This is a genomic window from Pyrinomonas methylaliphatogenes (assembly GCF_000820845.2).
GTDB classification, from domain to species: Bacteria; Acidobacteriota; Blastocatellia; order Pyrinomonadales; family Pyrinomonadaceae; genus Pyrinomonas; species Pyrinomonas methylaliphatogenes.
Genome location: NZ_CBXV010000004.1, coordinates 301,067 through 321,221, shown reverse-complemented (window position 1 = coordinate 321,221; position 20,155 = coordinate 301,067). Strand labels below are relative to the sequence as shown.

18 protein-coding genes are annotated in these 20,155 nt (G+C 59.7%); all 18 read right to left on the bottom strand.

The window, feature by feature from the left end:
• Positions 1-28: 28 nt before the first annotated feature.
• Positions 29-1,252 carry an ABC transporter ATP-binding protein gene (locus PYK22_RS17875; RefSeq protein WP_083437680.1) on the bottom strand — a complete coding sequence of 408 codons (1,224 nt, stop codon included), beginning with the start codon at positions 1,250-1,252 and terminating at the stop codon, positions 29-31.
• 64 nt (positions 1,253-1,316) lie between these two features.
• The gene (locus PYK22_RS05905; RefSeq protein ID WP_041975218.1) at positions 1,317-2,252 is read right to left on the bottom strand and encodes a glycosyltransferase; all 936 of its coding nucleotides are present in this window, start codon (positions 2,250-2,252) and stop codon (positions 1,317-1,319) included.
• 16 nt (positions 2,253-2,268) lie between these two features.
• Positions 2,269-3,228 carry a glycosyltransferase gene (locus PYK22_RS16475; RefSeq protein ID WP_060635386.1) on the bottom strand — a complete coding sequence of 320 codons (960 nt, stop codon included), beginning with the start codon at positions 3,226-3,228 and terminating at the stop codon, positions 2,269-2,271.
• A 118-nt stretch (positions 3,229-3,346) separates the two neighbouring features.
• Positions 3,347-4,237 carry a glycosyltransferase gene (locus PYK22_RS05895; protein ID WP_060635385.1) on the bottom strand — a complete coding sequence of 297 codons (891 nt, stop codon included), beginning with the start codon at positions 4,235-4,237 and terminating at the stop codon, positions 3,347-3,349.
• Between the two features lie 88 nt (positions 4,238-4,325).
• The gene (gene asnB / locus PYK22_RS05890) at positions 4,326-6,104 is read right to left on the bottom strand and encodes an asparagine synthase (glutamine-hydrolyzing) (protein ID WP_060635384.1); all 1,779 of its coding nucleotides are present in this window, start codon (positions 6,102-6,104) and stop codon (positions 4,326-4,328) included.
• Entirely contained in the window at positions 6,104-7,102 is a 999-nt protein-coding gene (locus PYK22_RS05885) for a polysaccharide deacetylase family protein (RefSeq protein ID WP_041975217.1), read from the bottom strand. Before PYK22_RS05885 ends, asnB begins: the two co-directional genes overlap by 1 nt.
• A gap of 155 nt (positions 7,103-7,257) precedes the next feature.
• Positions 7,258-8,160, bottom strand: a complete 903-nt coding sequence (locus PYK22_RS16470; protein WP_060635383.1) for a class I SAM-dependent methyltransferase — start codon at positions 8,158-8,160, stop codon at positions 7,258-7,260.
• Between the two features lie 112 nt (positions 8,161-8,272).
• Positions 8,273-8,980: an acylneuraminate cytidylyltransferase family protein gene (locus PYK22_RS05875; RefSeq protein WP_041975216.1), complete on the bottom strand. Its 708-nt coding sequence runs from the start codon at positions 8,978-8,980 to the stop codon at positions 8,273-8,275.
• Positions 8,981-9,029: 49 nt separating this feature from the next.
• On the bottom strand, positions 9,030-10,196 hold the full coding sequence (gene neuC, locus PYK22_RS05870) for a UDP-N-acetylglucosamine 2-epimerase (protein ID WP_041975215.1): 1,167 nt from the start codon (positions 10,194-10,196) through the stop codon (positions 9,030-9,032).
• A gap of 87 nt (positions 10,197-10,283) precedes the next feature.
• Positions 10,284-11,336 (bottom strand): N-acetylneuraminate synthase family protein, encoded by a 1,053-nt coding sequence (locus PYK22_RS05865; protein ID WP_041975213.1) that lies wholly within the window; start codon positions 11,334-11,336, stop codon positions 10,284-10,286.
• A gap of 7 nt (positions 11,337-11,343) precedes the next feature.
• On the bottom strand, positions 11,344-12,207 hold the full coding sequence (locus PYK22_RS05860; RefSeq protein ID WP_041975212.1) for an ABC transporter permease: 864 nt from the start codon (positions 12,205-12,207) through the stop codon (positions 11,344-11,346).
• Between the two features lie 84 nt (positions 12,208-12,291).
• On the bottom strand, positions 12,292-13,029 hold the full coding sequence (locus tag PYK22_RS05855; RefSeq protein WP_060635382.1) for a class I SAM-dependent methyltransferase: 738 nt from the start codon (positions 13,027-13,029) through the stop codon (positions 12,292-12,294).
• A 19-nt stretch (positions 13,030-13,048) separates the two neighbouring features.
• Positions 13,049-14,242: a tetratricopeptide repeat protein gene (locus tag PYK22_RS05850; protein ID WP_041975211.1), complete on the bottom strand. Its 1,194-nt coding sequence runs from the start codon at positions 14,240-14,242 to the stop codon at positions 13,049-13,051.
• A 102-nt stretch (positions 14,243-14,344) separates the two neighbouring features.
• A complete protein-coding gene (locus tag PYK22_RS05845; protein ID WP_157770697.1) occupies positions 14,345-15,016 on the bottom strand; it encodes a hypothetical protein in 672 nt (223 codons plus the stop codon).
• Complete coding sequence (locus tag PYK22_RS05840) at positions 14,980-16,320, bottom strand: O-antigen ligase family protein (RefSeq protein ID WP_041975209.1); 1,341 nt, start codon at positions 16,318-16,320, stop codon at positions 14,980-14,982. The genes PYK22_RS05845 and PYK22_RS05840 overlap by 37 nt, the downstream gene beginning before the upstream one ends.
• 163 nt (positions 16,321-16,483) lie before the next feature.
• Complete coding sequence (locus tag PYK22_RS05835; protein WP_162199803.1) at positions 16,484-18,850, bottom strand: GumC family protein; 2,367 nt, start codon at positions 18,848-18,850, stop codon at positions 16,484-16,486.
• 24 nt (positions 18,851-18,874) lie between these two features.
• Complete coding sequence (locus tag PYK22_RS16465; protein WP_060635381.1) at positions 18,875-19,840, bottom strand: polysaccharide biosynthesis/export family protein; 966 nt, start codon at positions 19,838-19,840, stop codon at positions 18,875-18,877.
• 19 nt (positions 19,841-19,859) lie between these two features.
• Positions 19,860-20,138 (bottom strand): hypothetical protein, encoded by a 279-nt coding sequence (locus PYK22_RS05825; protein ID WP_041975206.1) that lies wholly within the window; start codon positions 20,136-20,138, stop codon positions 19,860-19,862.
• Between the last annotated feature and the right edge of the window lie 17 nt (positions 20,139-20,155).

Below are 20,155 nucleotides of genomic sequence, written 5' to 3'. Positions count from 1 at the left end.
GATCGGCAAAAGGTAGTGAAAGGCATCATCACTTTTCGCTTATCTGCCAGATGGCGCGCGGTTGAAGGATGGCCTGCGTCAGACTGCTCTCGCCCGCGATATCAAGCGGGTAGCGATCCGAGACGTGCCGCGCGCCCTGGCGCTCGCTCCAGAAGAAGACTTTGAAATAGATCGAGTAAAGCCCTGGATTGAGCCACAGCGGCGGGAAACCAACCGTGATGCGATACCGTCCGTTCTCGCTCACACGCTGGACCTTTCTCTCCTCGCGCACGATGGCGACGTTTGCGCCGTCCATCCCTTCGATGATGCAGAACAGGCTGAACCCGCTGATGTGCGGCTCGACGCGCAACTCGGTTGAGACCGTGAACGCTTGTGATTGATGGACCGCTCCGCCGCTTCTCCCATTGATGATGATCGGAGAGAACCTGCTGCCGTTGACGGCAGCGACGACGCCATCGCGGGGGGGAAGCGCGCCGATTGCGCGAAAATAGGTTTCGATGCATTCGCTCACTTCGCCTTGATGAAGCACCTGCCCGTTCTCCAGAAAGATCCCCCGCTCGCATAGCGAACGAACGGCGCCCATGTTGTGGCTGACGAAGAGCACGGTCCGTCCCTCTTTGGCCACCTCGCCCATTTTCCCCAAACATTTCTTTTGGAAAGCGGCATCGCCGACGGCCAGCACTTCATCCACCAACAGGATCTCCGGTTCGAGATGCGCAGCGACGGCGAACGCCAGACGCAGATACATTCCGCTCGAGTAATGCTTGACTGGCGTGTCGATGAACTTCTCGACTTCGGCGAAAGAGACGATCTCATCGAACTTGCGTTTGATCTCTTCTTTCCGCATGCCGAGGATCGCGCCATTGAGGAAGAGGTTCTCGCGCCCGGTCAATTCGGGATGGAATCCCGTGCCGACTTCCAATAGCGAGCCGATGCGCCCGCGCACATCGGCAAAGCCTCGCGTCGGCTCCGTGATGCGCGAGAGGATCTTCAGCAGAGTCGATTTGCCTGCGCCGTTGCGCCCGATGATGCCGACGACTTCGCCACGTTTGATCTCAAATGAGACGTCCTTCAACGCCCAGATCTCGCTCGGCGCGACTCGCCCGTTCGCTTTTGCGCGTGATAAACCGAGCTTTCGGAAAGGGGCATGGGCCACTTCGATCAACGCATCGCGCAGAGTTTTGTACGGCCTCTGTGCCCCGATCAGATATCTTTTCGAAAGCCCTTCGGCTCGAATGGCGAATTCACTCATCATCGCATCGGCCCAAACACTGGGCCACCTTCGATGCCCTCGTACGTGACCGAATGCCTCCAGATCACCTGACCGCTTGCCGCGCGTCGAACTCCGGGACACTTCCGCTCCTTGGCGAGCGTCGCGCTTTGTGCGGGATGGAGAGCAAGGCGAAGTTCCAGCTCACCTGTTCACACAGATAGCGCGCGGAAACGAGCGGGGCGAGAAACATCGCTTTGATCACTCGCAAGGCGAATCGCGCCCGACCAAGAGGCGGCTGACCGGTCAAACGATAAAGGGCGAGGTGTTCGCGTAAGTCTCTCATCCGCGCCGCGCGTCGACCGCGATGTCGCGTATAAAAGTAGACTGCTTCGGCGCAGCAGCGTACGACGAAACCGTGACGCAGAATTTGCGAAGCCCACAGCTTGTCCTCGTTCGCCTCTATCTCCTCATCAAATTTGATGCGTTCCCATAGAGCGCGCCGCAATACACAACACGTCGCTGCCGGATAAAGGCGCGTCCATTCGCTACCGATCTCGGCTTCCCGTTGCTCTTCCAACGAACGATAACTGATGTCGCGCGCCCGATACCAGGCCGCCATCTGTTCGAGATCATGTGCGTTCAGGCAACGCGCAGCGCCTATCTGCGGATCGGCAAACGGCGCCACCGCCGCCTCCAAAAAACGCGAGCCGACGGGCAGCGAATGCGCGCTCAGCAATAGAACAAGCTCGCCACATGCGGCGGCGATGCCGCGATTGAGCGCGCGCCCATAAGTGAATTCATCGCGACTGATCTTGATGACGCGCGCGCCGTAGCGCGCACATAGTTCAGGCGTCTCATCTTCAGATTCGTTATCGACGACGATCGTCTCCCAGGCGAAATCGCATCGTTGCGCGCGGAGCGCCTCGAAAACGCGATGCAAACCCTCCGCCTCGTTGCGCGCGCGGATGACGATCGAAAGATAAGGGTTTGAAATCGCCGCAGAATTGCGCCCGGTCAATTCCGTTCGCGCCTCCTCCATCGTTCGCCTCTCATGATCAAAAGGGTCCCTTCGAGGGAAAGGTTTTCGCTCGATGCGCGCCAAACAGATACGATAACGAACGCCGACCGAGTTCTTTGAGAACGCGCCGCCCATATCCGCGCCGAAACAGTCTTTCCGGATAGTAACGCGCGAGCAATGACGCCCCGCGCGCCGCCGCTTGCCATTCGCCGCGCCGCAAAGAGTCGCGGATATGTGCAACCAGCGGCTCTCCGTAAAGCGCCTGTAAATGTCTCAACCCTTCCCGGTACGCTTGCTCGTAGTTTTTCCGTCCCCGAACATAGGGCCACTGCTGGCGATGAACCGAGACGGTGCATTGAAGCATCATGCCGAAATCGCGCGTCGCGTTCCCCTCATGCCAGCGGTAAACGGCCATCACCTGACCATGACAGTACGCTGGAAATCGGCGCGTGATGCGAAAATAAAGGTCCGTATCCTCGGACCCACGCAACGACTCATCGAACAAGCCAACCTCATCAAACACCCAACGACGATAGATCACGGTCGCCAGCGAACGGATGTAGTCGTGGCGTAGCAATGCCAGATAGTGATCCCCCTCGATCCTCTTTTCCGGCGGGAAAGCAACCATCGCGCCATCGGCGGTGATGATCCGACAGTGACCGCAGACAAAAGCGCAGTTTGGATGGGCGGTCAACGTTTCTACCCCAACCTCCACTGCGTTTTCCAACAACCTATCATCCGCATCCAAAAAGATCACATACTCTCCTCCGCTCGCCAGTAACCCAACGTTGCGCGCTGCCGCAACCCCACGATTCGCTTGCCTGATCAAACGCACCCCAACATACCGACTGGCCACCTCCGCCGCCTCATCCGGCGACCCATCATCGACGACAATCACCTCCACATGAGGATAGGTCTGCGCGAGCGCGCTGCAAATGGCCTGGCCCAAATATCGCGCCTGCCGATAACACGGTATGATGATCGAAACCAGAGACATCACGTTGACCTGCAAGGTATCGTCGCCCAGGGGAACCGAACATCTCTACGGTGATTCGTAGAGGCATCTTCGCCCACTCGCGAAATGCGCTAATCTTCCGAGTGACGACGAAAAGCCTTCATCCGATCATGGCGCGATGCAGTTCGCGGCAGAGCCGGTAGGCGACGCCCCGCGGATAGTAGCGAAATAGCAACCCCAAACCGCGCGCTGTCACCTTCAAGCCGCGCCGCAAGAGCAATTCATCCATGATGCGGTTGCCAAAGAGCTGACACCACGCTCGCCAGCCCTCGCGATAAGCCGCCTCATGTTCCCCATGCCCTCTGACATATGGCCACTGCGAGCGAAGCGCGGCGAGCGTCTCGGCGAACATGCGCGTCGAATCATGACACGCCGAAGCCGTGTGGATGCGATATTCGGCGACCGTTTGGCCGTGACAATAGACCGGGAAGCGGCGCGTGATGCGTAGATTGAGATCGTAATCTTCCGGTCCATGCAACGATTCATCGAACAAGCCAACCTCATCAAACACCCAACGACGATAGATCACGGTCGCGGGCGTGCGAATGTAGTTGTTCCGTAGTAGCTCCGCGTAGTAATTCGCCTCGATGCGTGGCTTCTGCCGGAACGGGACGGGCGAACCATCCGCAGCAATGTGGCGGCACATGCCCCAAGCAAACGCGCAATACGGATGGGATCTTGACGCTTCAACTCCAACCTCTACCCCACGCTCCAACAACCTATCATCCGCATCCAAAAAGATCACATACTCTCCTCCGCTCGCCAGTAACCCAACGTTGCGCGCTGCCGCAACCCCACGATTCGCTTGCCTGATCAAACGCACCCCAACATACCGACTGGCCACCTCCGCCGCCTCATCCGGCGACCCATCATCGACGACAATCACCTCCACATGAGGATAGGTCTGCGCGAGCGCGCTGCAAATGGCCTGGCCCAAATATCGCGCCTGCCGATAACACGGTATGATGATCGAAACCAGTTCACAGCCCATGCGAAACACCATCCGAACGAGGATTTACTATCTTCCGCTCGCCGCCTCCGTCCCCATGCAGCGGAGATGGCTTTTGGGAAAGGAGCGATCACACGGCGCATGTCGTTTCCTTCACGCAATCTTCGGGAGCGAAATGCGCTAGACAATTCAACAGACGTCGGCGCTCGGTGGAGGCGAGTCCCAAGGAGATCCATTGCCAGACGTAGAAACTGTTGTCGCTCTCTCCGGCACAGTATTCGCGCCATGCGGCGCGCACCGATGATGCCTTTAACCAACTGTTGCCCGTCAAAGCGGCCTCGATCTGCGCACTGGCCCAGTCACGCAATTCGCCGCGCAACCATTCGCGCTGCGGCGTCTGCAACGGGCGTTTGGGCGCCTCGACGACGCCTTCAGGTAACAATCTTCTGGTTATTTTGCGCAACAACCATTTGCGCACTCCGGTTTGCATCTTCCTTTCGATAGGTTGCCTCAAAGCCAGTTCGAACAGACGATGATCTAAGAAGGGTTCGCGCAGTTCGACCGACGCCTGCATCGACGCTCGATCGTTGAAGCGTAACGCTTTGGGCATTTTGGTGTAACGGATGTCGCGGTACTGGAGATTGCGCAGCCGATCTGGAAACGGCTGCGGCGAAGAGAGCGATTCGGCCAACCACTTGAACTCATCAGTCAAACAATCCGGGCGCACGCTCTTTCCGGTCGTCCCCTGCACCAATCGTTCTTCGTCATCCGTCGCATAGTAGTCGTAGCCAGCCCACTGCTCATCCATCCCTTGACCATCAAGCAGAACGATGACGCCCTCGGCACGAGCGCGCGCGCAAAGTTGCGCATAAGCGAGCGTCGGCAAACCGCCGAACGGTTCATCTTGATGGGCAAAGACGGCGGCAGCCAGTTGCGGAACCGTCTCCGGTTCCAAACGACAGATGACCGATTCATGCTGCGTGCGCTGAAGCATCTGCTCTACCCAGGGGAGTTCATCGTATCGCGGATCGCCCGTCACGTAAGTGAAGGCTTTGACCGATCCCCCTTCTTGCGTCAACTGGACCAGTCCGAACAGGGTTGAGGAGTCGAGGCCGCCGCTCAGATTTATCCCGACCGGGACGTCAGAGCGAAAACGCAGTCGCACGCTTTCGGTCAACAGGGCGAGATACTCCTCTTCGACTTCCCTAACAGGACGCCGGTCCAGATCGCTTCCCGCGCGTTCGACAAGGTCATACCAACATCGCACTCGCGTGCAACCGTTCTGCCACGTCAAACAGTGGCCGGGCGCGAGCGCTTCGATCCCCTCCCAGAAAGTGCGCGTTGAGTGATCAGACAATCCGTGCGCGAGATAATCAGCCCACGTTCTTGCGTCCGGTTCGGGCGCGACTCCCGCCGCGTGCAGCGTCCGTATCTCGCTGGCAACCATCAACGCTCCGTCGGGTCGCTGATGGTAGTAGAGCGGTTTGACGCCGAACCGGTCGCGCGCGGCGAACAACCGTTTCTCTCGCTCATCCCAAATGAGCAGAGCGAACATGCCGATGAACCTATCGAGGCACGCTTCGCCCCAACGGGCGTACGCCGCCAAGATGACTTCCGTATCGGTCTGGCTGCGATACGGATAATCGCGCAACTCTTGACGTAGTTCGCGGTAGTTGTAGATCTCGCCGTTGAAGGCGATGTGCAGACGCCCTGTGCAATCCATCATCGGCTGCGCGCCCGCTTCGGATAGATCGATGATGCTTAAGCGGTTGTGGCCCAACATGGCGACGCCATTGGGATCGAAGTAGAAACCGCACCCGTCCGGTCCGCGATGACGTTGGAGCGCGACCATTCCGGCGATCTTCGTCGCGGCGCACTTCAACCCGAAAAGTCCGGCAATCCCGCACATCACCTGCCCCCTTGTGAGGCGTAGCCGTTGAGTCCAGCGTGCGTGGCCCACTGGTTCGGCGGAGCGTCGGCTCGCTTCGGCAGATCGTTCGTGTCAAGACGCGGCAGAAGAAGCGGATCGTTTTCGGCTCCGGCCAATCCAACGCGGGTCGTCAGACCGATCCGGCAACGACGCGCTCGCAGAATCTCCAACAACGTCTCGTTCACATCGCCGTATGGATAACACATCACCCAACCATCGAGATCAACGCCTATCTCCACGAGAAACTCCAACGCCCCGTCTATCTGCCGCGCTTGTTCTTCCGCATCGAGCTGACCGAGTCGAACATGATCGTCCGAATGGCACCCGATGAACATTCCATGGCGCATCAGGCACCGCAAATGATCGACGTTCATGTAGAGCTCTGCGGCGAAAGCCGCCTCATCTTCGGTCACGTAACGCGCGAACAGTTTATCCAAGAGCGGCGCGCGCACTTCGCGAGGCAACTCCGATTGCAGCGCCCTTTTGATGAAGGCGACTTCGGGCCGGTCGTGCCGTGACTTTGGCGCCCGCTCGTTCGCGACGGCAAGATCAAGGCCATGCGCCGCGCCTGCGCGCCAGACCGTATCGGCGATTTCGCTGGGGTCCTCGCACGCCGCGAGGACGAAATGGATCTTGTTGACATCGAGAACTTTGCGCTCGCGAATCGCCCGCGCCGGCGGGAAGAAACTCCCCTGTACCCGCATCTCATCGAGCAGCGGGAAAACGTTAATGAAATGGTCCAGATAGCCATCGTCGAAAGTCAACAGCGCGGCGTTCGGCGGCAGCCTCCACGCGCCGCGCCTTTGCTCGACAGCGAAGATCAACTCTTCCATCGTGATGATCACATAGTGACGCTTGATGTACGCGAGTTGTTCGCGGAAAAGATCGAGATCCAGCGCCTTAAGGCGCGGATAACGCGAACGCCGAAGATCGCGCACGTAGTGGTACATCACGATCGTCACCGTTCCCATCGCCATCTAAAAGCCTCCCCAAGTGTCTGAAACGTCGGCGCCGGGCGCGCTCCCTTCGGCGAGATCGGACGAATAGCGCATGACGGTTGCCCCACTATGCCCTAACTCCGCACCGCGTGGATCATGAGTTATCAGATTCTTCAAACGCTCAATCTGCTGTCCTAACTCCGCACCGCGTGGATCATGAAGGATGAGGAGAACGGGATGAGGCACAAGCAAGCGGGCGCGTAAGCGTTCATCGTCTCGGCGAACTGGACGTGCGCGTCCGGATGCTCGCGCGCAAAGCGCGGCGGCGCGGCGTGATAGTGGACGGCGCGGATGCCGACCGGCTCGAATCCGGCGCGGGTCAAGCGGCGAATCAATTCGCCCGGCGTGTACTGGTGGCGCGTATGAACGCCGATGCCGGTCAGCGGATGGCGATCGATCGAAGGCAACTTCCCATCACGCGCAAGCAGCGAATCACGCGCTTCTTCGAACGAAGAAGCGTCCGCCCAGATGAGCGATTCGGCGACGAGCCGCTCGTACGCCCCTCTGTCAATCTCCATCTTCGTGTATTCGTTGAGCGAAAAAGCATTGAACAGACGGTTGCGTGATCCCATGACGAGCGAACCGCCCGCGGCGAGAAGGGCGCGAGCGCGGCGAATGAACTCGCCAAGTTCAGCAGGCGAGATGTATTCGATGAAGCCATTGGCCGAAACGAGATCGAAGCGGTTGCTTTCGGGGTCGTACTCGAAGATCGAAGCGTGGACAAACCGGGCATTGGCGATCCCCTCGTCCTCGGCCTTCCGCCTGCCCAACGCGATCATCTCAGCGGCGAAATCGACGCCAACCGCCTCGATGCCGCGACGGGCAAGCTCGCAAACTAGTTCGCCCGTCCCGCACCCGACGTCGAGAGCGCACGCAGTCCGCGCGCGCTCTTGCGCGACGCGCAACACGTAATCATTGCGCTGTTTGATGACGTTGACTTTACGCGGCACGCTGCCTTCAGCCCTTCGTCGCCACTCCCCAGCGGCGCGGCGAAAGTAGGCCAATGTCTCCTCTTGCTGCCGATCCATCTCTTTCATGTTCGATCACGCCATCCTTACCTGTTCTTGATTGATGATAGAGCGTAGAAAGCGCTAGCGGCGGCTCTTTCAGAATGCCTGCAGCGAAACGCTTTACATCCCATTGTGCGTCTCATTCGACCCGGTTCGAGCGTTGCGCCATGAGTCTTTCGGCGCGTCGCCAATCCTCCGGCTCATCTATGTTGACGCTCTCGCGAGGGTCGAGTTGATAACCGCCGAGCCGTTCTCCGTATAAACTGTTTCGCAAGATCAACACATCGCGGCGGACCACATAGACCGATCCGTCGCGATGAAAAGCGGGTGGCAGCTGTTGCCGACACGGCAGAGGGTCGCGCTCGCCCGTGCTCAAGCGCAGCGTGCCGTCTGCGGCGCAAAGATAGACCCAGTGCGGATTGTATTCGGCGGGCACGGGCAACACCGTCATGACCGCATCGAAACCGCCTTCTTCGAGAAACTCGATGCACGCGTCGATCAACTCCGGGCGGCGCAAAGGGTTGGTCGGTTGCAGCACGCATGCGGCGTCGAAGAAGTCTCCGCGCTCTTCGAGATAATGGACGGCATGACGGATGACGGGCAGCATCGGCGTCGCATCTTCGGCCAGCTCCAATGGACGACGGAAAGGGACCTCCAATCCGCACCGGCGACCGACTTCGGCGATCTCATCATCTTCCGTGCTGAGGATGACGCGCGACAAACGGCGCGAAGCGAGCGCCGCTTCCGCCGTGTACTGTAGAAGCGGCGTGCCGTTCAAGCGGCGTATGTTCTTGCGCCGGATGCCGCGCGAGCCGCCGCGCGCCGGCACGATCCCGAGGACGCGCATCTTCTCTCTCAACTAATTGGAAAGATCACGGATAAGGCTTCGGCGCGCATCAGTAAGTCAATCTCTTTTCGATGCGCAGCGGCTCTTGCGCCAATCGTTCAGCGATTCGTTGACCGGCGCGCCCGTCGCCGTAGAGCGGATCGGATGGATAACGCCCGTTGCCCAAATGTCGTGCGAGCGCTTCAATGATCGCTCGCCGACCGTAGCCGACATCGAGCACGTTGCGCCCACGCTCGCGCCCATCCTGCCGCGATCCGATGTTGATGACCGGCACGCCGAGGTAAGCGCACTCGCGGATTCCAACGCTCGAATTACCAATCAAGCACCGGCAGTTGTAGATCAAGCGAAGGAAATCGTCCGGCGCCATGTTTTTGAAGAAGCGTATATTCCGCGGTCGTTCGTTCTCACGAAAAGCGCGAATGGCGCCAGATGCGCCGTCCGATCCGGCATCCGCATTGGGCCAGAACCACAGCGTCGGCAAGGCGGAATCGCGCACGGCGCAAAGCGTCTCCCAAACGTGCCGCCGGGCCAGCTCATATTCGGTCGTCACCGGATGCTGCATCACGACGAGATAGCCGCGCGCAAGATCGAGCGGCGCGCCGACGCCGCCGTATTTCGCGATGGGATCGAAGTTAAGCGTCGGATCGCGCAACACCTCCGCCGCAAGATCAATCGAGGGACAGCCCGTGACGTGCACGCTCGTCGGGTCCTCGCCCATCCTGATGACGCGCTCGCGCGCCCGTTCAGTCGCCACCAGATGCAGATCGGCGAGCTTCGTGACGGCGTGACGCACCTTCTCGTCAATCGAACCGGTCACCTCTCCGCCTTGGACGTGAACTACGGGAACGTTCATGTAAGCGGCGGCGATGGCAGTAGCGAGCGTCTCATACCGATCAGCGATGGTGACGACCGCATCCGGTTTTAAGTTGTCAAAGACGGTCGCCAACTCCAGCAGACCGAGCCCGGTCGTCTTCGCCATCGCCGCCAGATTTTCGCCTTCGAGCACCATGTAGACGCGCGCCGCGATCTCGAACCCATCATCGGCCATCTGCCGCGCGACCATACCGTAACGGTCGAGCAACGCGGAAGCGGCGACCACCAATTGCAATTCGAGTTCGGGATGCGCCTGAATCGCTCGCAGCGCCGATTTGATCCGGCTGTAACTCGGACGCGCCGTGATGACCACGCAGATCCGCCGCTTTCGCCTTTTTCGCATATCTGAATCGAATGTCAAATCGCTTTCCGATGAGCGACGTTGAGTCAGAGAGCAGCTTCAACGAGATGCAACTTCGGAGAGGCCGGTTCACGCTTCGATATCCGCTTCGAACAACAATTCGCCTGCCCTTATTTCGCGCCGCGTGCGCCGACCGATCACTTCGTTCAGCCGTCCCACTGGGATGCCGACGCCTGGCTTTTTGCCCGTCAAATGTTCGGCTCGCAGGACGGTTCCCGCCGGCAGATGCGCGCGCGCGGCGAGACTTTTGGTAAAGATGCGGCGCATCTGCCCGAGTTCTTCGGCTGCGCCATCTTTGTCGAGCGGATGGGCCAGCATCCGTTCGATGAACCGCACCCCTTCGATCAACTGTCGCAACTCGCGCGTCGTCACGGACGAGGCGACATCTGGACCGAACATCTCGCGGCTCAAGGTGACGTGAACCTCGAGCACATCGAGACCCAACGTGGTCGCCGCTAAACCTGCATAGATCGTCCCGGAATGATCCGATAGCCCTACGGGACACGAGTAACGCGCGCGAAAGAACGGGATCATATTGAGACCGACGCGCTCCGGCGGACATGGATAGATCGAACTACACTGCATGACGGCGAACGATGAACTAAGTTCTTGCAAACGCGCGATGAGGCGATCCGTCTCAGCGAGCGCGCTCATCCCGGTTGAAACTAGAATGGGCTTGCCGGATCGCGCGATCCGTTCGATCACCGGCGCGTCGGTCACCTGCCCGGAAGCGACCTTCCAAACCGCGACGCCAACGCGCTCCAATAGCTCGACGGCCTCGAGCGAGAAAGGCGAACTCAAAAACAACAAGCCGCGCTCCTGCGCATGGCGGCGCAACCCCGTCCATTGCTCTTCAGTGAACTCCATCCGCCTCCAATAGTCGTAGCGCGTCTCATCCTGCAGACTGAATTTGACGCGCCACGGCTCGAGCGGAGAACTTTCAGCATCGGCAATGTGCGTTTGGAATTTGACGGCATCCGCGCCCGCATCGGCGATAGCGTCAATGAAAGCGTGCGCCATGCCGAGACTGCCATCATGCGCCTGAGCCACTTCGCCGATAATCAGACATCGACCGCCGTCCGCCGCCAAGCGTCCGCCGAATTGCGCGCGAAAAGCGTTCATCGAGATTTCAGACGAGATCGGCGAATGTCTTCTCCATGCGCCGGAAGTAGAGAGCGCCGCTCACAAGTAACAGCGCGGCAGCGGCGGCGGAGACCAAAATCATGGGGCCCGGGCGCGTGTTTGCGCCGAGCAGCGCCCAGCGGAAACCTTCGACGACGCCGACCATCGGATTCACGCCGAAGAGCGTGCGCCACGGTTCAGAGAGCAGACTGCTCGGATAGGCGATCGGCGTCGCAAACATCCAAAACTGCGTAAAGAACGGCAACGCGAACCGCACATCGCGATACTCGACGTTCAGAGCTGAGAACCACAATCCGGCTCCAAGAGAGGTCATCGCCGCGAGCAAGAAGAAGAGGGGCAACCAGAGCGCATTCGCCGTCGGCGCGATGCCGTAGTAAAAGATCATCCCAAGCAACACGGTGAAGGCCAACGCGAAATCGAGCGCGCCCGATAGCACGACTGCCAGCGGGATGATCAAGCGCGGGAAATAGACTTTCCTAATCAAATTAGCGCTTCCCACCAAACTATTGGCCGCTTGGTTCAAGCCATATGCGAAGAACATCCATGGCACTAGCGCCGCATAGCTGAAGACCGGATAAGGGATGCCGTCTGAAGGCATACGCGCCAGTCGCCCGAAGAAGAGGCTGAAGATGATCATCGTCATGAAAGGTTGGATGATCGCCCATGCTGCGCCGAGCAGCGTTTGCTTATAACGCACTTTGACATCGCGCCAGATGAGGAAGTAAAGCAACTCGCGATATTCCCACAAGTCGCGCAGTTTGAGCGCAACCCAATCACCCGATGGACCGATCCTGAATTCCGGCAGACGCTCGCGCGCTTGCGCGAGCCCTGATTTTGACTGTTCTAGCATGCGTCCATCCGTCGATCAGTCGCCGCCGTCTCACTGACCAGCAGACTTCTCGCGCCATCTTCTCTTTCGGACCAAGGATCGAGATCAGCGCGGCTTGATCAGCACAGCCAGCAGATGCGTGCGCAACAGCGGTATCGCTCCGAGCGCCGTCGCCAGCGTCCAGCTTCGCGGGGCGATGAGGCGAGCAAGCGGTGCGGCCAAGCTCACGCGCTTTATCTCTCCGCGAAACCGCGGGAAGAGCCGGCGCAGTTCATCTTTCTTGATCCCCCGCACATGATGGTTTCGCGGATTGTTGACAGCTAGATCGTACCAGAGGAGAGCGCCGCCCGGTCGCACGACGCGCGTTATCTCGCGCGCGATGATATGGCGCACTTGTGCATCGAGTATCGAGGAGAAGACCGTGGAAACGATCACCAAATGGAACGTTTCGTCTTCCCAAGGAAGAGCGGCGGCATCGCCAATGCGAAGATCCGCGCGCGGTAATCGCTCTTGCGCCTGCTGCGCGCGCCTCGCATTCAACTCGATGCCGTGTAAATCAACCTCTTTCACTCCCCACGAGATCAATTCACCGAGCCAACCGAGAGCGCCATAGCCGATCTCCAAACACTGATCCCCGGCTTGCGGAAAGGCGTGGACGCGCTGCAGCATTGCCGCGGCGAGCCGCTTCCTCTCATCGCGCAGCAATATCTCAGCCGGTTGCCAAGGCGCATAGCGGTCCGCTCCGATGGCCGTTTCGCGCCGCTCGTACTCGCGCAAAAGGCGCTGCCGTTCGGCAGTGATGAAATCAGAATCGCACTTCGGTTCGGTCTTCGTACCTTCCATCGCGCTCGATCATGAGAGTTCACATTCCGGACGCATGCGACACGAGCGAGAATGAGTCTAACCAGACGCGCCCAAAGGCAGGACACGGCATTTGCGCACAACGTTGGCGACGAACGATGATGCGCACGGCATGCGTGCCCGCCGGAATGTTGAAAGTTAACTCATGATCGCGCCATCCGTCATCTGAAATCGGGTCGGATGCGGCGAGCGTCCGTCCCGTCGCGGCATCCGTGACGACGACGATTGGCGCCCCGCCAGTTACGACATCTTCCACACGTGCGGCGAAATGCAATCGCGCCGCAGTCTCCGGCTGGACCAAAAGTGTCCGCATCGCCAGCGCCATATCTGGATCCGACTCGCCATTGAACTCAAGGCGCAACGCGCCACTTCCGGCGCGGCCCGCAGGCTGATCGAGAATGGCACGCGCGCGCTCGCTTCCACGCACCAGCTCCCAACCGAACGGATCGCTCGATTCTTCGCCGATCATAAATGGCATCTCCTCGCGCTCGCTCTTCGCTTCGGGACGAAGTCTTACCGCCTCGGCGAAATATCCGGCATGGACGAGAGCGCGGAGTATTTCTTGGCGCTTCCGTTCATCATGTGCGCCGCGCGCCGTGCCGAAGAACGCGACCGCTTCTGAGGGCTGGCCGCGCTCGATCAAGAAGCGCGCGAAGGCCAACGCCGCCGATCCATCAAGCGCATCTAAACGCAACGCGCGTGCGACCGCCTCCGCATCACCCGCATAAGCGTTCCACGCCAAATACAAAGAGATGTCAAGCAGTTGCGGATCGCGTTCGATCGCGCCGGCGATCTCGACAAAGGCTTGTTCGCGTTCCCCGCGACGTAACAGTAGATTGCCCATCTGCCAATAGGGCTGCGCATAGTACGGCGCACACTCTTTGGCGCGCGCGAAAACCAAACGCGCGCCATCCGCATCACCCGCTCGCTCGCGCAAATCACCGAGCGCCAACCACAGAAAATAGTCCTGCGGACGAAGCGCGATGGCCGTCTCCATCTCACGGCTGGCCTCCTCGAAATCGCCAGCGGAAGCCAGCAGATTGGCGCGTGCGTAATGCGTTTCCGGGTCCGCCGCGTTCACGCGCACAGCCAGTTCGACCGCCCAAGATGAGGCCGACGCCACTCCGTAGGCAGCCAGCAACCGCCCCAATCCGGCACGCCCCGCAGCCAACATGCCGGTCGAAAAGAGCACCATCCCGCTCAAAAGGAACGCGACACGCACGGGTGGCCCCCGTCAACCCACGCACTCGCCCGACGGTTCGCACGAATGCGCGCCTTATACGTCCAATGACGATCATCAAGGCGCCGCCGCACTTACGGCGGTCGGACGTTCCTCACTGACGACCGTTTCGCTCATCACGAAAGCGGTCGCGCCGAGCGCAAGCCAAAGTGGCGCGCCCGCACCTTGGATCAAAGCGAGCGCGGATGAACCAAGCGCCCCGACGGCTCCCGCCTTTGCCGCCGCCCCTTGGTTGACGATCGGGCCACGCTCATCGACGTAGACATCGACCGTCGCCTCATCCGAATCGCCATCCTTCGCTTCTGCTACGGCGACGAGTTTTTGCGTCGTGTTGACCTTGCCCGTCAATCCTTTTCGCGCCATCAAGATGACACCTCCGCGATCTAGATCGACTTCGACTTGCGATTCGCTGAAGCGAATGAGCGTTTCGGTTTGCGGCGCTAAATCGAGCCGCCCATGCGCGCCGAAGAGCACAGTGGCTCTGGTCCCATCAAGCGTGCGTACTTTCGCGCCGTCGAAGATGGTCGTGCCGGACGGAGCGAAACGATCGTCAACGAGAACCTTCTTGTTGCCGTAAACGATCAGCTTTCCGATCGCTTTGAATCTTTTCGCCGATTCGCCTTTCGGTCGCACTGCTGTGTCTCCACCCGAAGCGATCGCCCGGATGCCGAACTGTGCGCCGAAGATTAAACTTACGACGATGACACTAACGATAACTCCTCTGTACATTTCCCGTGCCACCTTTCCGAAGGAGAATCTATTTCGACCGCAACGATCGTCGCCAATAGCAAGAAGACGAGCGCATTGATCGTGATGTGCAATCCGTAATCGACCGCGCTATGAATGAGCGCGCCGAAGATGCCTAGACTTGCGCCGAAACAAACTGCCCGCCGGAATCGATCTGAGGAAGCGAAAGCGATCCTCGCCCGACGAACGAGCGCGGCGAAGAACCATACCCCAAGAAGAGCGCCAACCACGCCTCCGCTCGCCAGCAATTCCAGATAATCGTTGTGCGCTTGATATAGTTCCCATTCTCCCGAGTAGCGATAATAACGTGGGATGGCGGTCCAGTAGCCGCCGAACCCGACTCCCAACAGCGGGTGATCGGCGATCAACTCGCAGGTCGCGCGCCAGATCCCCAAGCGCCGTACCTTGTCAACTCCATCGCCCAATTCGCGCGCGAGCGGCTCCGATTCCAATCGGACCAACAACCGCTCGCCGCCCAACCACACGACGCCTATCATCATCACCGCGAGCAAAGAGACGGCAAGAAGCACACGCCCGAAGAACGCCCGGCCCTTGATCGGCGCCCCGAGCCGATCTCGAATGACGAGAGCGCTGCTGAGCTGAAGGAAAGAGATGATGATCCCTCCGCGTGAGTTCGAAAAGACGAGCGAAGCCCAAACCAATAACGCTGCGGCGAGGTAAACGAGCATGCGGTGCGGCGCCATCGCCCTGCCGAAGAGCAATCCGAGGAGCAGTCCGAACACCATCTCCATCAAAAAAGCGAAGTGGTCGCGGTTGATGAACTGTGCATATCCGACATCAGGCTTGAGCAGCGGGAGGAGAAACCCCTGCGCCTGATGCTGCGCTACCTGTCTCGCGATGCCGAAGAGCGCCGTCCCCACGCCGAGCGCGATGATGAAATGAATCGCTAAACGAAGACGCCCTAAACTGTCCATGCACGCGAGCAACGACGCGAACACGAGCGTCAGCGCGGCGAGCTTGAGAAAGATCAACCATGTGCCGTATGGATCGGCGCTTCGCCCGGTGAAGCACTGAACGCATGCGAGGACGACGCCACCGACGAGCGGCAACAGCAGATCCATGCCTCGTAACCGCCACGTCCCACGCACGTAACCTTCGATCAACCACAAGAGGCCGAGCGCGAAGGCGGCGCACTCGAACGCCGCCTCCCACCAAGTGCCGACCGTGCCATAAGGGATGGACGCGAAGAGGATGAGGCCGAGCGCGCCCCAGAAGATCGCCCGCTTCCCCGTCGGCCATTCTCCATCGCGTGCGAGACGGAACATGACAAGGATTGACGTGAGATCGGGCGACTATCGCAGTCGCTCCGTTCAGATCGAAGCATGCTGCGCGGCTGCCATAAGAATCGCGCGCACATCTGGGGCGCCCTCGCTCGCGCCTCTATTTTCAGCGCAAACTAGCGGCGCTTCGGACTCTCCATCCCTTGCTTTAACGATTGTAACGGTAATATGCCGCATCGCTGGGCATGCCGGCATGGTTAAACACCACGCCGAAGATCCGCGCACCGACATCGTGCAGGATCTTCTGTGTGCGGCGAACGATGCGACGCGAGCTTTTACCACGCCGAACGACGAGCATCACGCCATCGACAAGCGTGGCGACGACAACGCCATCAGTGAAATAGGCGATGGGCGGCGAATCGACGATGATGTAATCGAAGCGAGCGCGAAGCTCCTCGAGCAGAGCGCGCATCTGGTCCGAACCGAGCAACTCTGCGGGGTGGGGCGCCAGTGGCCCAGAAGTGAGCACCTGTACTCCTCTTGCGGAGTCGTGGATGCATTTGAAGGCATCACCGTTGCGGATCTCGCTCGAAAGGAGCGTGCTCAATCCGCGTTCGTTCTTCAAGCCAAAGAGTTCATGAAGCTTCGGACGGCGCATGTCCGCGTCGATCAAGAGGACCTGCGCCCCGGTCTGCGCAAGGATCAACGCTACATTGACCGCCACCGTGCTCTTGCCTTCCGCTTCCGCGCTCGAGGCGACGAGCAGCGTCTTCGGCGCGTGTCCCGGCGTCGAAAGTAGAACCGAAGTGCGAAGCTGACGATAGGTCTCGGCCAGGCCCGACTCGCCTCCGTCGCCGACCAACAACTCCGGGTGCGCCGTTCCATCCGTTTGCAGGGCCACCGCTTTGGACAACGAACGCCGGCTGGAGACGGTCGGGATCGCCGCTAATGCCGGCAGGTGCAACTCCCTTTCCACCTCTTCGGCGGATTGCAAACTATCGTCCAAATAATCGAGGAAGATCGCCAATCCGATCCCGACGGCGAGCCCTAACACGATGGCGAGCCCGACCGCCTGCAAGCGCGCCGGACCGATGGGGCGGTTCGGGGGGAAAGCGTATTCCACGATGTGAATGTTGTTAGCCACACCGGCCATCGCCATGCCGTTCTCTTTGGCGCGTTGCAGGAGATTATCGAGCAGAGATTTATTGGTCTCTATCTCCTGCTGGATGATGCGATAGTTGATCGCCGCCTCGTTCTGCGTCAATGTCTCACCGCGCTGCTCGTCGAACGCTTGACGCAAAGCCTCTTCGCGCGCCAGAGCCTGCCGATAGCGCGTCCGCAGATTGGTGAGCATGACATCTTTGGCGCGCGCGCGCGCTTCGTTGATTTGACGCTCGAGTTCCGCGATCTGCTCGTTGACCTCCTTAACCTCCGGCATCTCCTCAGTCGCTTCAACCAGTAGTTGCGCACGACGCTGACGCAGTTCAGTCAACTTATTCAAGGCCGCGACACTGATGCCATCCTCTTTCTCCACCATCGCCTCGGCGGCGCCCGGCTCCAAGCTGGCAAGATAGGCCGCTTCGGCCAATTTGCGCTCATTTTCCGCATCGAGCAATTGACGATTCAACCCGGCCAATCGTTCGACCACCGTGTTCTGGCTCGGATCGAGCGAGAGTATCTGATGGCTTTTGGAATAGGCGAGAAGCTGCGCTTCGCCAGCGCGAATCTGCGCCTGAAGCTCGGCGATTCGCCGTTGCAAGAATTGGCTCGTCGTCGCGCGCGCGCTTGTTCTTTTTTCCAGATTGGAGAGCTTGTAAGTTTCGGCGATGGTGTTGACGACGGTTGCAGCGACATACGGGTCCGGATGCCGAAAGCTGATGTCGATCAGTCGGGTCTCCTTGACGGGCAACCGAACCTCTTTGACCGGATCGACTTTCAAGCTGCTCGCGATCGTCCTCACATATGGATCCAATCGCATGGCGACGTCGAAATCATCCTGCGATTCTGTGGCCGGCGCGATCTCACTGGGCAGCGGCATCTGACCTCTCGTCCCGCGCTGCCCGGCGCTCTTCTCCTGGCCCGTGCCCAGCATCAACATGCGCCGCAGATTCAGCCAAGGCGAAAGATCGCGCACCGCGCGCGGACGCAAGAATTCCGGGTTGTGCTCGAGATCAAGCGTGCGAACGACGCGCCGCAGCAGTTGCGATCCGGTCAGAATCTGTAGCTGCGTGCTGAAATAGGTCGGATCGCTGCTACGATTGATCACCACTGGTCCACCAGTTGGAGAGAGGCTGAGCGCCGAATCCTCCTCTGAGCCGATCTCGACGCGCGCTCTGGCGAGATATAGGTCCGGCTGCCGCGCCATGTAGATCGCCGTCGCCGCTGCAGCGAGCGCGACCAAACCGATCACTAGCCACAAGTACCGCCGCACCGCGCGCCAGTAACCGGCGACGATTTGCTGTGTCCTCTCTTCCCTCTCCCAACGATGATCGTAATCAGCGTAGAGCTTAGGGTAAGGCGCCGACGCATCCAAGCGTATGAGGCTTTGCGGCTCCTTCTCTGGATCGCCCTTCATCATTTGAATTGAACCGCCCTTTCACTAACGCACGACGCGCACCGGCAACATCCCGACGTTCGGCACGAGTCCGCCGAGCAGACTACGGATGAGGCGTTTGCCAGCGGAAGTCGGCACTTCGATGATGTCGTTGGCCTGCAACGCGACGTCCTCTGCCTGTCGGCGATCGATCGCTTTCAAATCGACGTAGATCTCCGTTTTGCCAGTCGGCGTCTGACGAATGATGCGCACGCGATCGGCTTTCGTGTCCGGCAGCGTCCCGCCGGCTATGGCGATCGCGCGCGAAACGGTGATCTGTTCGGTGAGCGGGATCGCCGACGGATGGAGCACATTGCCGACGATGTAAACCTGATCGGCCTCGGGCAACGTCACGATATCACCTGGAAGAAGATACGGATTAGAATCGGAATCGCCGCGTAACGCATCTTTCAAATCGTAGAAGACGATGCCATCCTCGTCTTCCGAGCCCTCTGCCGCGCACGGCGCTGGACCCGCGGTGCGAATGATCTGCAAGCGCCGCCCGGCACGGTCAGTTGGTCCGCCGGCCAACGAGAGCAATTCCAATAGGCGTATGCGTCGCTGTAAGAGGAATCTGCCTGGCGCACGGACGGCACCGATGATGGCCACCTGTTGCGAATTGTACTCCTTGATGAAGACATCGACCTGCGGACGGCGTAAGTAACGGCGATATCGCTCGGCGATCTCCGCGGCGACTTCGCCTTCCGTCCGACACGCCGCCTGCACCTCGCCGATGAGCGGCATCTGAATCATCCCGCGCTCATCAACACGTACAGCGTCGCGCGAAAGCTCAGGACGTCTGAAGACTCTGATATCGAGCACATCGCGCGCCCCGATCAAATACCGCGCGACCGTCGATTCGAAAACCGTTCGCGCTCTCGCGGCAGCAGTTTGCGCTAGCGCGCATTCCGCATGGACGTTCAAAATGAGCGCGAGGATGATCGGAGTCCATCTCGCTCTCGAGCTAGCCACAGCCGCCCCCGTCAAGCCGTCATCTCTTTCGGCAAATCATCCGCCGTGCGCGCAACGCTTCACGCAAATGGTTCGGCGCCGCAAGATTGAGCACGGTATGCGCCGCGAGGACCATCACCTCTTCGTGCTCGCGGAAGAAGACCCCGGTGAGAGGATTGTCCGCCACTTTGGCGATGACACGATCTCTGATCCATTGCCAGAATTGCGTTTGCGTAGTCCAGAACTGTTTACCGTTACGGCATATCACTAACGCCGTCTTCTTCTTTTTCTTCTTGGCTTTTGTCTTGACAGAACTCAACGCCCCATCACCTCGAT

Bases quoted from the DNA above. Each gene is read 5' to 3' on its own strand.
- PYK22_RS17875 (WP_083437680.1), bottom strand. From the start codon at position 1,252: ATGAGTGAATTCGCCATTCGAGCCGAAGGGCTTTCGAAAAGATATCTG.
- PYK22_RS05905 (WP_041975218.1), bottom strand. From the start codon at position 2,252: ATGGAGGAGGCGCGAACGGAATTGACCGGGCGCAATTCTGCGGCGATT.
- PYK22_RS16475 (WP_060635386.1), bottom strand. From the start codon at position 3,228: ATGTCTCTGGTTTCGATCATCATACCGTGTTATCGGCAGGCGCGATAT.
- PYK22_RS05895 (WP_060635385.1), bottom strand. From the start codon at position 4,237: ATGGGCTGTGAACTGGTTTCGATCATCATACCGTGTTATCGGCAGGCG.
- asnB (WP_060635384.1), bottom strand. From the start codon at position 6,104: ATGTGCGGGATTGCCGGACTTTTCGGGTTGAAGTGCGCCGCGACGAAG.
- PYK22_RS05885 (WP_041975217.1), bottom strand. From the start codon at position 7,102: ATGGCGATGGGAACGGTGACGATCGTGATGTACCACTACGTGCGCGAT.
- PYK22_RS16470 (WP_060635383.1), bottom strand. From the start codon at position 8,160: ATGAAAGAGATGGATCGGCAGCAAGAGGAGACATTGGCCTACTTTCGC.
- PYK22_RS05875 (WP_041975216.1), bottom strand. From the start codon at position 8,980: ATGCGCGTCCTCGGGATCGTGCCGGCGCGCGGCGGCTCGCGCGGCATC.
- neuC (WP_041975215.1), bottom strand. From the start codon at position 10,196: ATGCGAAAAAGGCGAAAGCGGCGGATCTGCGTGGTCATCACGGCGCGT.
- PYK22_RS05865 (WP_041975213.1), bottom strand. From the start codon at position 11,336: ATGAACGCTTTTCGCGCGCAATTCGGCGGACGCTTGGCGGCGGACGGC.
- PYK22_RS05860 (WP_041975212.1), bottom strand. From the start codon at position 12,207: ATGCTAGAACAGTCAAAATCAGGGCTCGCGCAAGCGCGCGAGCGTCTG.
- PYK22_RS05855 (WP_060635382.1), bottom strand. From the start codon at position 13,029: ATGGAAGGTACGAAGACCGAACCGAAGTGCGATTCTGATTTCATCACT.
- PYK22_RS05850 (WP_041975211.1), bottom strand. From the start codon at position 14,242: ATGGTGCTCTTTTCGACCGGCATGTTGGCTGCGGGGCGTGCCGGATTG.
- PYK22_RS05845 (WP_157770697.1), bottom strand. From the start codon at position 15,016: ATGTACAGAGGAGTTATCGTTAGTGTCATCGTCGTAAGTTTAATCTTC.
- PYK22_RS05840 (WP_041975209.1), bottom strand. From the start codon at position 16,320: ATGTTCCGTCTCGCACGCGATGGAGAATGGCCGACGGGGAAGCGGGCG.
- PYK22_RS05835 (WP_162199803.1), bottom strand. From the start codon at position 18,850: ATGAAGGGCGATCCAGAGAAGGAGCCGCAAAGCCTCATACGCTTGGAT.